We start from the raw sequence: 12141 nt of genomic DNA on the forward strand, positions 1-12141 counted from the left end.
CATATTGCTATCAATACCATTCGATTGTAGCGAAAAAATAGACCATGTACCATCACTATCATTTGTTTGTGTATTTGTATTTAATTATTTAAAGCAATAAACGATTGGTTTTATAAAACATAAAGTTTGAGTTTCTCAGCTTGCCGAAACTCGCTAAACGCTTGATAATAGACACATCAAAGGGCAAGAGCCCACTATATATAACCTTTTATACAAAATTATCGACGCCAACTATTTCATATTTAGACGCGTAGCATGACAGCTGCCGTTACATATTCAGTCATAATGAGGAACAAACATGATAGATCAAAATTTATTAGATGCCGTTAAGAGCTATAGCGAAAACATGACACGTCCAATTACCTTTGTATTAGGTAATGGTACGCATGCAAAACGTGCAGAATTGGTAGATTTTTTGACCAAGATTGCTGGAACGACAGACAAAATCAACTTCGATGCAGAAGCAACTGACGATAGTTTGCCAAGTGCGATTAGTTTCAAAGTAGTCAGTCACATTGATGGCGCATCAGTTGATACTGGTATCGTATTTAGCGGTATCCCAGGTGGTCATGAGTTTACGTCATTGATTTTGGCGATTCTGCAAGCGGGCGGTCATACGCTAAAGTTGGATGAAGGTATCCAAAAGCTAGTTAAGCGCTTTAATAAGCCATTACAGTTCCAGACCTACGTGTCATTGTCATGCCATAGCTGCCCAGAAGTTGTTCAAGCATTGAACCAGTTTGCGCTACTAAACGATGGTATCAGTAATGAAATGATTGATGGTGCATTGTTCCAAGAGCAAGTAGAAGCAAATAAAATCCAAGGCGTACCAGCTGTGTTTTTGAACGGTAAGCCATTTGCTAACGGCCTAATCGACACTGCTAAATTGATCGGAAAATTGCAAGAGCAGTTCCCTGACTTATTGTCAGAAGTAGAAGACGATGCTGAGCAATTAGAGCAGCAAGACGTTACTATCATCGGTGCTGGCCCTGCAGGTGTGGCTGCTGCTATTTATACAGCGCGTAAAGGCTTAAAAGTTACAATGGTCGCTGACCGTATCGGTGGACAGGTGAAAGACACGCAAGATATCGAAAACTTGATTTCAGTGCCGCTAACCAATGGTACAGATTTATCGACCAACTTTGTTAAGCACTTGGCCGAATACAACATCACGTTAAAAGAGCATGTGAGCGTCAAAGAAATTGGCGAGACTGAAGAAGAGAACTACAGTATCCACCTAAACACTGGTGAGACATTTAATACTCGTAGTATTATCTTGGCGACAGGTGCTCAGTGGAGAAAGCTTGGTGTACCGGGTGAGGAAGAAAATATCGGTAAGGGCGTGGCTTTCTGTGCACATTGTGATGGCCCATTCTTCAAGGGTAAAGACATCTCAGTGATCGGCGGTGGTAACTCAGGCGTTGAGGCAGCACTAGATTTGGCAGGTATCGTCAATCACGTTACTGTACTCGAGTTCGCTGACGAGTTAAAAGCTGACCAAGTACTGATCACCAAAGCTAAAGAAAAAACCAACATCGAGTTTATTACGGGTGCAGCGACGCAAGAGATCAAAGCGACTGATGGCAAAGTATCGTCTATCGTCTACCAAGATCGCAGCACAGGTGAGACTCATGAGCGTGATTTATCAGGGGTATTTGTACAGATTGGTTTAGTACCAAACACCGGATTCATCAAAGGCTTCGTTGATCTAAACCGCTTTGGTGAGATCGAAATCGATGAGCGCTGCCGTACAGATCGTAAAGGTATCTTCGCTTGTGGTGATGTAACCACCGTACCATTTAAGCAGATTAACATTGCGATGGGTGAAGGTAGTAAAGCAGCATTGTCAGCGTTTGAATACCTAGTCATGCAGTAAGCTGTTCGGTTTAGTTTCAGTATAAAAGGCCACCTCGGTTGAGGTGGTTTTTTTGTGCTATTGCATAAATATGTCTATATAAAAAATCCTGATATTTAGAAAATGGACTCTTAAGTAAACAAATAACGCGATTTTACTCAGAAAATATCAGTATTTACGTTACAAATTCGACATTTGCATTACAAACTGGTGTTGTCGATGCAATAATGTATGCAATAAAACCTAACATAGCGTCATGAACTATAAGGAAAGTAGGCATGGAATACATTGAAGCTTTTTTTGCCCTAGTCGGGGATCTAACGTGGGGCTGGGCGCTCGTGCCTATGCTAATTATCTTTGGTTTATTATTTACTATTGTAGGTAGGTTCGCTCAGTTTAGATATTTTAAACGTATGTTCCGTGTGTTCAAAACGGATGAAGTAGGAGACGACGGGATTTCTGCCCGTCAGGCGTTGCTCGTTTCTATCGGTGGACGTGTAGGCGGCGGTAACATTGCTGGTGTTGCGGTTGCCATCTCTTTAGGAGGACCGGGAGCGGTATTCTGGATGTGGGTTGTGGCCTTAATTGGCATGATGACCAGTATTGTCGAGTGTAGCTTAGCGCAGCTTTATAAGCGTAGAGATAATGATGGTAACTTTCGCGGTGGCCCTGCGACGTATATTTTACATGGGTTAGGTAAAGACTATCGCTGGCTCGCCGTCATCTATGCGATCTCGTTACTACTGTCTTTTTCTATCGGGTTTGTGGCGTTCCAGGGCAACACAGTAGCAGGCTCAGCGCTTGAAAGCTTTGGGATTGACCGCTGGATAACGGGTCTGGTTCTGGTGATTGCAGGTGGATTTATTGTCTTTGGCGGTATTCAGCGCATTGCAAAAGTAGCCGACGTTGTCATTCCTGTTATGGCATTAATCTATATCAGTATGGCACTTATTATTATTGCATTTAACTTTACAGAACTGCCTGCACTGATGGTAATGATTGTCAAAAATGCTTTTGGCATTGAATCTGTCGTGGGCGGTGGTATTGGTGTGGCGATTGAGCAAGGCATGAAGCGTGGTTTATTCTCTAATGAAGCAGGTTTGGGTTCTGCACCTAATATTGCCGCCACTGCTTACGCTACTCATCCTGTTAGTCAAGGTATCTCGCAGTCACTGTCTGTGTTTATTGATACGATAATCGTATGTAGTGCCACCGCATTTATGATTTTACTGAGCGGCGTGTATCAACCAGGTGCTGAAGTCGATGGTATTGTACTGGCACAGCAGGCGCTAACGACCCAGCTTGGGGATTGGGCGCAGTATATTCTGACCATATCGATATTGTTATTTGCCCTAAGCTCTATCATGTATAACTATTATATGGGTGAAAATGCCATTAATTTCTTGATCAAAAAGAATATCAAAATGGCGACTCTGATTTTGCGAATTGTTGTGATTGCGGTATTATTCTTGGGCGCAGTGGCTCCTGCAGCAACCGCAGTGTTCTTCTTTGCTGATCCGTTGATGGGCGTGCTAGCGCTAGCAAACTTATTGGCCTTGATAATGTTATTTCCGCGAGCTAAGCGTCTACTTGACGACTTTGCAAGTCAGTTAAAATCAGGGATTAAAGAGCCGTTGTTCGATGCGCAAGAGTATGAAAAACTGGATCTTGATCTGAGCGCATGGGGCAAAAAAGCGGTAAAAGAGGCATTAGACCAAAAACAATAGTAACCGTACGCTTTACTTGTCATGAAAGAAAAAACCACTTTAACTGAGTTGAAGTGGTTTTTTTATGCAAGATATTATTTATGCCTAAAATGAATGGTTATTCGCCAATACGCCAGCTATCGACATGATCTCGCCTGCTTCATCTTCTTCAATAATACGAGTCTCTGTCAGTGCTGATTGTTGCCACGCTTGTATGTGTGGATGATTTAGCATGGTTTGGCAATACTGCTTGGTCAGTGGCTGCAAAGTAATATTGGATGCATCAGCATAAGTCTGTAATCGCAGCACCACTGGAGCAAAAAACACGTCAGCTGCTGTGAAATCTTCGAATAAGAAACTGTCTGCTGAGCGATTTTTTAAACAATCGGCAAAGATGTCTTCGATACGAGCGATATCTACTAAGCAAGCACTACTTGGTTGTATCTTAGCCGTTGCTCGTATATTCATCGGCATCTCGTTACGAATACCTGTCAATCCTGAATGCATCTCAGCCACGATGCTTTGGCAATAGGCGCTATTTATTCTACTTTGGTTATTATTCTGTTTTTTAGCGTTAGATTTATCAATACCTGTCCAAATATCAATATCCGTAAAGTACTCATTGACATGCATAGCAATCGCTAAGGTGTCCCAAACGGTTACTTTATTATCTTTTTCACCATAGACTAAAATAGGTACTTTACCCGTTGGTGAATGCGTTTCGAGCGTTGGACGTGCTGATGGGTGAAACAATTCAATAAGTTGCTCATCAAAATCAACATTGAATGCTTTGAGCAATAGCCACGCTCGTAGCGACCAAGATGAGTAGTTCTTATTACCAATAATTAATAGCGGTTTTTGCATCATAGAGTCCTATTAAGCGATAACAGTAGCATTTTATTATGTACTCAATGTTGAGCATTGACCAGTCTATAACCCGAGCTATATTTCTATCATGTAAATCCTATTCCGAAATAAATGCCCATCTAATATTTAGACGGGCACTTATTTAGACGAGCACTTATTGAGAAGGGCTATTTTTATTTCTCGTACTTACTACAATCAGTTTTTGTTTTTGATTAGGAAAATAACGGGCAGCGCAACGACATACATCAGCACACCGTACAAAGCAGCAGGCAGCGCGATAACGGGCAGTGTGCTCACACCCATGATGATAGGGGCTAAGGTAATAGCCGTTGTACTATTTTGGATACTGGTTTCTATCGAGATGGTTTTGGTATCAAACCAGCTGAGCTTTAGGACTCTAGAGATCAAGATACTAATAGCGAATAAAATAGCAATGATAAAGATTAGCTCTAAACCAATTTGAGTGAACTGTGATTGTAGTAGTTGCCAGTTAGAGGCAATAGCAGCAAAGACAATTAAGACAAAAAACACGCTGGCCAAGCCGTTTAGAAGACTGCTGCGACGTACCATAAAGTCAGTAAATTTGTGGCGAGCAAGCATACCAAGAGATACTGGCAATGTGGTCAATAAGAACATGACTAGGCCAATCTTTATCGCGCTAATAGAGTTCGCCTGATCTTTCATAAAATGATCAAAAGCCAACGTAATTAAGATAGGCAATGTAATGACCGATAGTATGCTGACCACACCAGTCAATGCGATAGAGAGCGCGACATTTCCTTTGGCATAGTAGGTCAACATGTTGCTAGTGACGCCACCGGGGCAAAAGCTAATTAGCATAATCCCAAAAGCAATCGCTGGTGGCGGAGCCGTCACTAACACGATTGCCAGCGCAACCAACGGTACCAACACAACTTGATTGATTAAGCCAACAAAGAACGCTTTTGGATATTTGGCAATGACCTTAAAATCACTAAGTTTTAGCCCTGCTCCTAGAGTGAACATAATGTAGGCAAGGGCTAGTGGCAGCAATGCTAGCGCGGTATTATTCATCAAACATTCCTTGTAAAACTAAAATGCCATATCAAGATGGCGTTTTGAAAGTAAATAGCAGCGGGGCAACCTTGTCACCATGCAGCCGCTCACATTCCATGTGTTTTGGTATTTAATTGTCTAGCTAATGAGGTGCCTTAACCACTAAGCCAGATCAAGTCTATCAAATGATAATAGCGGTATTACGCTCGTATAGTAACCCACTTGTCGTGATTATTGAGGTTGTTGGAAGCTATCGGGAGGTGATTAGGCAGTGACTAGGTAGTGATTGAGTTGTTTGTGGCTAATGACACTTTGAGCATAATGATACGCACAGTAAAAAGCCCACAAGATTCTGTGGGCTAAATACGCTAACTTTCTAGTCTACTTATGCTGCACTAGTCGTCTAGTAAATCCATTTGCTTGGCTGCTTCATAGATACCGTTTGAGCGGTTACCCGTGCGGCAAAAAATCAGCATTGGCTGCTCAGCTTGATTAAAGAAATCTGCAAACGTTTCGACGTGAGTTTGATTCAGCTCATTACCTGCAAAAGAAATCTCTTTATAAGCAAGACCAGCTTCTTTGGCTGCTGCTTCGATTTCGGCACTGGTTGGCTGATTTGGCTCTTCACCATCAGGACGGTTATTGATAATGGTTTTGAAACCATTTTCGGCAATCATAGGCACTTGGTCAGGCGTGATTTGTCCGGTAAAGCTAACTTCATGGCTCATAAGAGCTCCTTTTTTTATTGGTGTTGTTGGGTTTATAAAACGTGTTAGTTCGAGCGATGGTTGTTATAACAGGCCTTGCATCAATGCGCTTTGGTACAGTAGCTTGGCACGTGCCCCAGTACCGCAAAACATCAATATAGGTTTGGGCATTGAGTGATAGAAATCGGCAAACTGCTCGACCGTCAGCATACTTAGGCGCTCATCATCAAACGGTAGATGCTGATACGCTAGGTTTGCCTGTTCGGTAGCCGTTGCCAAATCGCAGCTATTAGGCTGTGTTTCAATCTCGGCATCTGGGCGAATATTAAGCACTGAGCGATAACCAAGCTCAGCAATCTTAACGCATTGGCTTGGGTATATTTGCTTATAAATCGTTAAATCATCGGTCATAAAATAAGTTCAGTTATATTTGTTAAAGTATATTTATTATTGATGGTTGGGCCAAGAATATCAAAGGACTATAAATCAGCATTCTTTAGGCCGATTTCTAGGTTAATTGATTTCCTATTTAGTGCGTCTAGCATAACACAGGCGCTATCGTAGCGATATTGTGTTGTAGGCGACAATAGTAATTGAGGTTGAGCGAGAACTAATGTTAAGGCTGTCGCAGCTATTTTGTTGTGGTCAAAATATAGATTATTTTAATGCATCGACAGCATCTAAAGTACTCAGATAGACCTGCCCTGATAGCTCACTAATCAATGGGGTGTGACCGATGATGTCCATCACAGGACCTTTGATAAAGCTGAAATGTAAGCGCTTGCTCTGTAACGCCAATTCGTGGTTTAAGGTACAAAGCATTTCTTGAGCGGTCAGATCTATATGATTGACGGCGGCCATAATCAAGATGATTTCATTGGCATCGGGATATTGCTGCATGGCATTGAGGATACGTCGATGTACAGATTCACTATTACCAAAGAACAGGCTCTCATCAATACGCAACATCAATAAATTGCTAAAAGTTACGACGTCATGGCGATTGATATTACGAAAATGTCCTGTACCGCCCAACTGCCCAACGACAGCCACATGCGGCTTACTCGACTGCCAGATGAGACTGGCGAATGACACCATTAGACCAATGACCAGTCCCGTGTTTAGACCAAATATAAGCACACCGACGAACGCGGCCAAAAAACTAGCGCCATCTAAGCGATCGCGCTGCCATGCGGACTTTAAGGTCGTGATATCTATCAGGCCAATGATTGAGGCCATGATGGTTGCGCCCAGTAGTGCATAGGGTAGAGGGGCTAACGCATTGCTAAAGGCTATAAGCGCGGCAATCATTACCAGTACGGTAACGAGACTGGCAAGCGGTGTCTTCGCGCCTGAGTCGGCATTGATAGCCGTACGCGAAAAGCCACCCGCAACCGCGAAACTTTGGAACAGTCCACCAGACAGGTTGGCCAGACCCAGTCCAGTCAGTTCACGATTGGCATCAAAACTCTCACCACGCAAGCGAGCATAGGTACTGGCAACTGAACTGCTCGACACAAACACAATCAGTGCCATTAACCCTGCTGTCGGCAAAAGCTTCAGCGCTTCTTGTAGATCAGAGATATGCGGTAACGTAAAGCTCGGCAGACCTTGTGGAATAAGACCGATGGTCGCAACGCCATGTGTGCTCCAATGCAGTGCCATACTGAGTACGATAGCAATGCCAAGTAAAATAAGCGGAAATAAGCGCTCTGCCCATTTGGCATACGACGATGATAGCCACGTCTGCCATATCCACTCACTTGCATAACGATTGGCAACCAATAGCGCAAATGCGGTAATACCGATAGCTAAGGTCAATGGATGCAGCTGGCTGGCATAGCGTTGCATGGTAGTCAAATACCCAATCAAACTATTGCCAGTGACCGGAATGTCTGTCAGATATTTGAGCTGACTGACAAATATAAGAACCGCTGCACCGCTTACAAACCCTGCGGACACACCGCGACTGATAAACTGCATGATCCAGCCAAGTTTTAACCGTCCTGCAATCCATAGCAGTGCACCTACCATTAGTGCCAATAGGCTGGCCATCAGTGCATACTGTTCAGTGCCTTGCTCAGCATAAGGCAGTAGGCCACTGGCTGTCATGATGGCGGTAATGGCAACGGGACCTACGGCTTGCACGTTGCTAGAGCCGAGCCACGCATAAACGAGGACAGGTACGATCGCTGCATATAGGCCATAGACAGGTGGCAGTCCTGCCAACACTGCGTAACCTAGGCTCTGCGGTATGACCAACACACCCACCACTATGCCTGCGACGAGATCAGTCGGCAACGCTGAGAGCTGGTATTGACGCAGCCAAGCTGGAATCAGACGAGCGACGATAGAGGACATATCAATCACCACAGTAGATAGTACAAATAATTAGGCGAGGGCAGCGTTATTCTGCTTTGGCACAAAAACGTTGATACAGTAGATCGAGTACAGCTAGCGCATCCTCGCTTGCGATACTATAGTAAATTTGCTTCCCTTCGCGGCGTGTGGTGACTAGCTCGTCTTTACGCAATATACCCAATTGCTGCGATAAGCTCGGCTGCCCAACCCCGACCAAGTCTTCCAGCTCGCCGACACAGTATTCGCCTTGGGTCAATTGGCAGAGAAGAAGTAGGCGATCAGGGTGCGATAGCGACTTTAGTAGTTGGCTGGCTTGTAGCGATGCTTGCTGCATTTGCTTGGCAAGATCGGCAGGTACTAAATCTGCAGTATCAGATGATATATCGTCAGTGGTACTGCGAGTAGGTGTACCTTCGGCTGAAATAGAAGTAGTCAGAACAAATTCCTTACATTAGAGGGTAACAAATACCATGATGTTTTGAACAATATATAGTTGATTATCAATGATATCATGCCACATAGCAAGTTATCATTAATTACATTATATAAATTGATAAATTGTATAGTGGTTGTTATATTGGTGGCATCAGATAAGTCGTAGGAACGCATTATATACGACTGAATATCATACTTAAGGGTTAATTAGAGATAAAAATCCCTATGTCCAAAATATGTATAAATAACTTATGTATAAATAATCAAAGAGACTGCCATGCAAGTTCATTCTTTTTTAGATAGCGATACAGAAACCTATACCCACGTACTTGCTGATACTGAGCAAAAATTATGCGCCATTGTCGATCCTGTACTGAACTTCGATGCTAAGTCAGGCAGAACCAATACCAGTAGTGTCGATGAAGTGATTGAGTTTGTACGTGAGCAAGATTGGGCGCTCAAGTACATTATTGAGACCCATGCGCATGCAGATCATTTATCAGCGGCTATTCATGTAAAAGAAAGCCTTGGCGGACAGTTAGTCATCGGTCAGCATATCACCGAAGTACAAAAAATCTTTAAGCAAATTTTTAACTTTGACACGAGTTTCCGCACTGATGCCAGCCAGTTTGATATTTTGACAGACGAAGGCGAGACCTTAGAGCTTGGCAACATTACTATCACTGCGATGTATGTACCCGGACATACGCGTGCTGATATGGCCTATCTAGCCGCTGATGATGAAAAAACAGTGGTATTCGTTGGAGATACATTGTTCGCACCTGATGTCGGTACAGCGCGCTGCGATTTTCCTGGCGGCGATGCCAAAACGCTTTATCAGTCTATTCAAAAGCTGCTAGCACTTCCTGAAGATACGGTCATGTATCTGTGTCATGATTATCCAAGCAAAGGCCGTCAGCATTGCCCAACGACGACAGTAGCCGCACAAAAACTAGAAAATATCCACGTCAAGGACAGTATAAATGAAGCAGAGTTTGTGCAGATGCGTGAGCGCCGCGATGCGACTCTAGATATGCCTCGCCTTATCATTCCTGCTGTACAAATCAATATCGATGCAGGACATTTCCCCGAGCCAGAAGATAATGGTACGCGTTATTTGAAAGTTCCGATCAATGTCCTCGGTGGATAAGTTAAACAGTTTAATAACTGAAAATCATTACCCGATGCAGCTCTACGTAAGTATCGTATGATTGATATCTATAAGAATGCTAACCTGTAGACTGTCCATTTTTAGATGCTATGTATGACTACCTGCAAGCGCTAAGTGCGGCAATAACTGGAGAGAGCAATGAACCCTTACGAGCGCTATGTGTTGCCAAAGATGATAGATATTGCCTGTAGTACAGGTAATGTGATGAAAGCGCGCTCTAAAATTGTTCCGCAAGCGCTCGGTAAGGTGTTGGAGATTGGCATTGGCAGCGGTTTGAATTTGCAGTTTTATGATGCTAATAAAGTCTCTTCTATTATCGGTGTGGATCCAGCGGCTCAAATGCAGTCGCTGGCTCGTGAGCGTGCAGCTAACATTGGCATTCCGGTTGAAGTGATAGCTGTCGATGTACAAGGTATCCATGCTGATACAGATCAGTTTGATACGATTGTAATGACTTTTACCTTGTGCAGTATTGATGACCCAGTAGCGGCGCTTCGAGAAATGGCACGTGTGTTAAAACCTAGCGGTCGATTATTATTTTGTGAGCATGGACTGGCACCAGACTCTTCTGTTGAACGTTGGCAGCATCGATTGACGCCTTTTTGGAAGCCTATAGCAGGTGGGTGTCATTTAGATCGCGATATTCCGGCGCTTATCAGAGAAGGTGGATTTGCTATTGATGAATTGAGCGAAGCGTATTTGCCCGGCCCACGACCGATGAGCTATGTGTATAGCGGTGTGGCACAGCAAATCGCATAAAAGATGAGCATAATTAACTATGCTAAAATTATTCATGTAATCAATCAACGTAACTAGCTTTTATATAAAATGGTTCATGAACAGTATTTGAAATAACAAAATAATTAGAATAGGAATTAAATAATGAGTGAGCAAAGTTTTCATCTAGTATGCCCACATTGCCAAGCAACCAACCGTGTGCCTGCTGCACGACTAAGCGCTGCGCCAAAGTGCGGTAAATGTGGCCAGCCATTATTGACTGCCAGTCCACATGAGCTAAATGCGCAAACAGCCAATAAGGTTATCCAAAAGAACGATGTACTGACTATCGTAGATTTTTGGGCGAGCTGGTGTCAGCCTTGCATCATGATGGCGCCAGAGTTCAAGAGCGCTGCTAGCCAATTACCGCAGGTGGTCTTTGCAAAGGTACAAACGGATAAATACGAGCAGGCAGCCGCGCCTTACAATATTCGCAGCTTGCCAACGATGGTTGCTTTTAGAAATGGTCAGGAAGTCGCTCGACAATCAGGCGCGCTACCAAGTCATCAAATCATCCAATGGGTGCAAAGCTTACAGTCGTAGTATTAGTCAGGCTAGATTACTTTTTCTCCAAGCTATCTATCTAAAAGCTCATGTTTTCTTATAAAAAACCGTAGCAGTAAAAAAGCCAATACGCGATCTGCATATTGGCTTTTTTGCTATTTCATGTACTACTTTATGGTGTCATACACTATCTTAGTCGTTCAGATAGCCTTGCATTTTCTTAAGCTTATTCACCATAAATTTTAATGCCATTGGCAAAACTGCAACGCTGAATGCGGGCAGATTGGACAATTGCATCACGCTCACCGTAGAGACGCGATAATTTTGCATCACGTGCTTTGGTATTGTTGCTCTTGCCTAGACCAAAGCTGATATTCGGCGAGATACCCCAGCGTCCAGCAGAGACGCCAACACCGACGCCTGATGCCGATAGCGTAGATTGCTCGTTGCGAGCCGCTTCGACATAGCGGTTGACGCGAGTGTACTCTTGGCTAAGTGCTTGACAATTATAATTTTGATAAGTACTTGGCGGTACATATTGCGGGGTGATGTTACCAGTAGAGGCACAGCCTGAGAGCGCAAAAATGCCAGCTAGTAGTGTCGCTGTCGTAAACGTTTTCATAATGGCTCCAGTAGGCTAAGTGATTGTATTTATATCTATTTAAGATAGCAAAAATAGCGCAACTAAGATATTGAAAATCCATCGATGATGAAAAATTTTCA

12 protein-coding genes are annotated in these 12141 nt (G+C 43.4%); 5 read left to right on the forward strand and 7 right to left on the reverse strand.

The window, feature by feature from the left end; all coding sequences use genetic code 11:
• Positions 1-298 precede the first annotated feature (298 nt).
• Both ahpF and JMY00_RS03640 read left to right on the forward strand, forming a co-directional pair.
• Positions 299-1876: an alkyl hydroperoxide reductase subunit F gene (gene ahpF, locus JMY00_RS03635; RefSeq protein WP_201579165.1), complete on the forward strand. Its 1578-nt coding sequence runs from the start codon at positions 299-301 to the stop codon at positions 1874-1876.
• Positions 1877-2133: 257 nt separating this feature from the next.
• Positions 2134-3582, forward strand: a complete 1449-nt coding sequence (locus JMY00_RS03640) for an alanine/glycine:cation symporter family protein (RefSeq protein ID WP_201579166.1) — start codon at positions 2134-2136, stop codon at positions 3580-3582.
• Positions 3583-3666: 84 nt separating this feature from the next.
• On the opposite strand, the gene JMY00_RS03645 is transcribed toward JMY00_RS03640, so the two are convergent.
• The 6 genes from JMY00_RS03645 to JMY00_RS03670 form a co-directional block, all read right to left on the reverse strand.
• Entirely contained in the window at positions 3667-4425 is a 759-nt protein-coding gene (locus tag JMY00_RS03645; RefSeq protein WP_201579167.1) for a glutathione S-transferase family protein, read from the reverse strand.
• A 198-nt stretch (positions 4426-4623) separates the two neighbouring features.
• On the reverse strand, positions 4624-5481 hold the full coding sequence (locus JMY00_RS03650; RefSeq protein ID WP_201579168.1) for a bile acid:sodium symporter family protein: 858 nt from the start codon (positions 5479-5481) through the stop codon (positions 4624-4626).
• Between the two features lie 377 nt (positions 5482-5858).
• Positions 5859-6191, reverse strand: a complete 333-nt coding sequence (locus JMY00_RS03655; RefSeq protein ID WP_057761521.1) for a TIGR01244 family sulfur transferase — start codon at positions 6189-6191, stop codon at positions 5859-5861.
• A 63-nt stretch (positions 6192-6254) separates the two neighbouring features.
• Entirely contained in the window at positions 6255-6581 is a 327-nt protein-coding gene (locus JMY00_RS03660) for a sulfur transferase domain-containing protein (RefSeq protein WP_057761519.1), read from the reverse strand.
• A gap of 246 nt (positions 6582-6827) precedes the next feature.
• Positions 6828-8531: a SulP family inorganic anion transporter gene (locus tag JMY00_RS03665; RefSeq protein WP_201579169.1), complete on the reverse strand. Its 1704-nt coding sequence runs from the start codon at positions 8529-8531 to the stop codon at positions 6828-6830.
• Positions 8532-8577: 46 nt separating this feature from the next.
• Positions 8578-8865, reverse strand: a complete 288-nt coding sequence (locus JMY00_RS03670; protein ID WP_201579170.1) for a metalloregulator ArsR/SmtB family transcription factor — start codon at positions 8863-8865, stop codon at positions 8578-8580.
• Between the two features lie 378 nt (positions 8866-9243).
• On the opposite strand from JMY00_RS03670, the gene JMY00_RS03675 reads away from it, so the two are divergent.
• The 3 genes from JMY00_RS03675 (at position 9244) to trxC (ending at position 11457) form a co-directional block, all read left to right on the forward strand.
• A complete protein-coding gene (locus JMY00_RS03675; RefSeq protein ID WP_102091850.1) occupies positions 9244-10116 on the forward strand; it encodes an MBL fold metallo-hydrolase in 873 nt (290 codons plus the stop codon).
• Between the two features lie 159 nt (positions 10117-10275).
• Positions 10276-10896 (forward strand): class I SAM-dependent methyltransferase, encoded by a 621-nt coding sequence (locus tag JMY00_RS03680; RefSeq protein WP_201579171.1) that lies wholly within the window; start codon positions 10276-10278, stop codon positions 10894-10896.
• 123 nt (positions 10897-11019) lie between these two features.
• The gene (trxC, locus tag JMY00_RS03685; RefSeq protein WP_160022393.1) at positions 11020-11457 is read left to right on the forward strand and encodes a thioredoxin TrxC; all 438 of its coding nucleotides are present in this window, start codon (positions 11020-11022) and stop codon (positions 11455-11457) included.
• A 187-nt stretch (positions 11458-11644) separates the two neighbouring features.
• On the opposite strand, the gene JMY00_RS03690 is transcribed toward trxC, so the two are convergent.
• A complete protein-coding gene (locus JMY00_RS03690; RefSeq protein WP_057761508.1) occupies positions 11645-12040 on the reverse strand; it encodes a hypothetical protein in 396 nt (131 codons plus the stop codon).
• Between the last annotated feature and the right edge of the window lie 101 nt (positions 12041-12141).

Origin of the sequence: Psychrobacter sp. Pi2-52 (assembly GCF_904846705.1) — a bacterium.
Taxonomy (GTDB): domain Bacteria; phylum Pseudomonadota; class Gammaproteobacteria; order Pseudomonadales; family Moraxellaceae; genus Psychrobacter.

Coding starts and splice junctions, on each gene's coding strand:
- ahpF (WP_201579165.1), top strand. CDS start 299: ATGATAGATCAAAATTTATTAGATGCCGTTAAGAGCTATAGCGAAAAC.
- JMY00_RS03640 (WP_201579166.1), top strand. CDS start 2,134: ATGGAATACATTGAAGCTTTTTTTGCCCTAGTCGGGGATCTAACGTGG.
- JMY00_RS03645 (WP_201579167.1), bottom strand. CDS start 4,425: ATGCAAAAACCGCTATTAATTATTGGTAATAAGAACTACTCATCTTGG.
- JMY00_RS03650 (WP_201579168.1), bottom strand. CDS start 5,481: ATGAATAATACCGCGCTAGCATTGCTGCCACTAGCCCTTGCCTACATT.
- JMY00_RS03655 (WP_057761521.1), bottom strand. CDS start 6,191: ATGAGCCATGAAGTTAGCTTTACCGGACAAATCACGCCTGACCAAGTG.
- JMY00_RS03660 (WP_057761519.1), bottom strand. CDS start 6,581: ATGACCGATGATTTAACGATTTATAAGCAAATATACCCAAGCCAATGC.
- JMY00_RS03665 (WP_201579169.1), bottom strand. CDS start 8,531: ATGTCCTCTATCGTCGCTCGTCTGATTCCAGCTTGGCTGCGTCAATAC.
- JMY00_RS03670 (WP_201579170.1), bottom strand. CDS start 8,865: ATGCAGCAAGCATCGCTACAAGCCAGCCAACTACTAAAGTCGCTATCG.
- JMY00_RS03675 (WP_102091850.1), top strand. CDS start 9,244: ATGCAAGTTCATTCTTTTTTAGATAGCGATACAGAAACCTATACCCAC.
- JMY00_RS03680 (WP_201579171.1), top strand. CDS start 10,276: ATGAACCCTTACGAGCGCTATGTGTTGCCAAAGATGATAGATATTGCC.
- trxC (WP_160022393.1), top strand. CDS start 11,020: ATGAGTGAGCAAAGTTTTCATCTAGTATGCCCACATTGCCAAGCAACC.
- JMY00_RS03690 (WP_057761508.1), bottom strand. CDS start 12,040: ATGAAAACGTTTACGACAGCGACACTACTAGCTGGCATTTTTGCGCTC.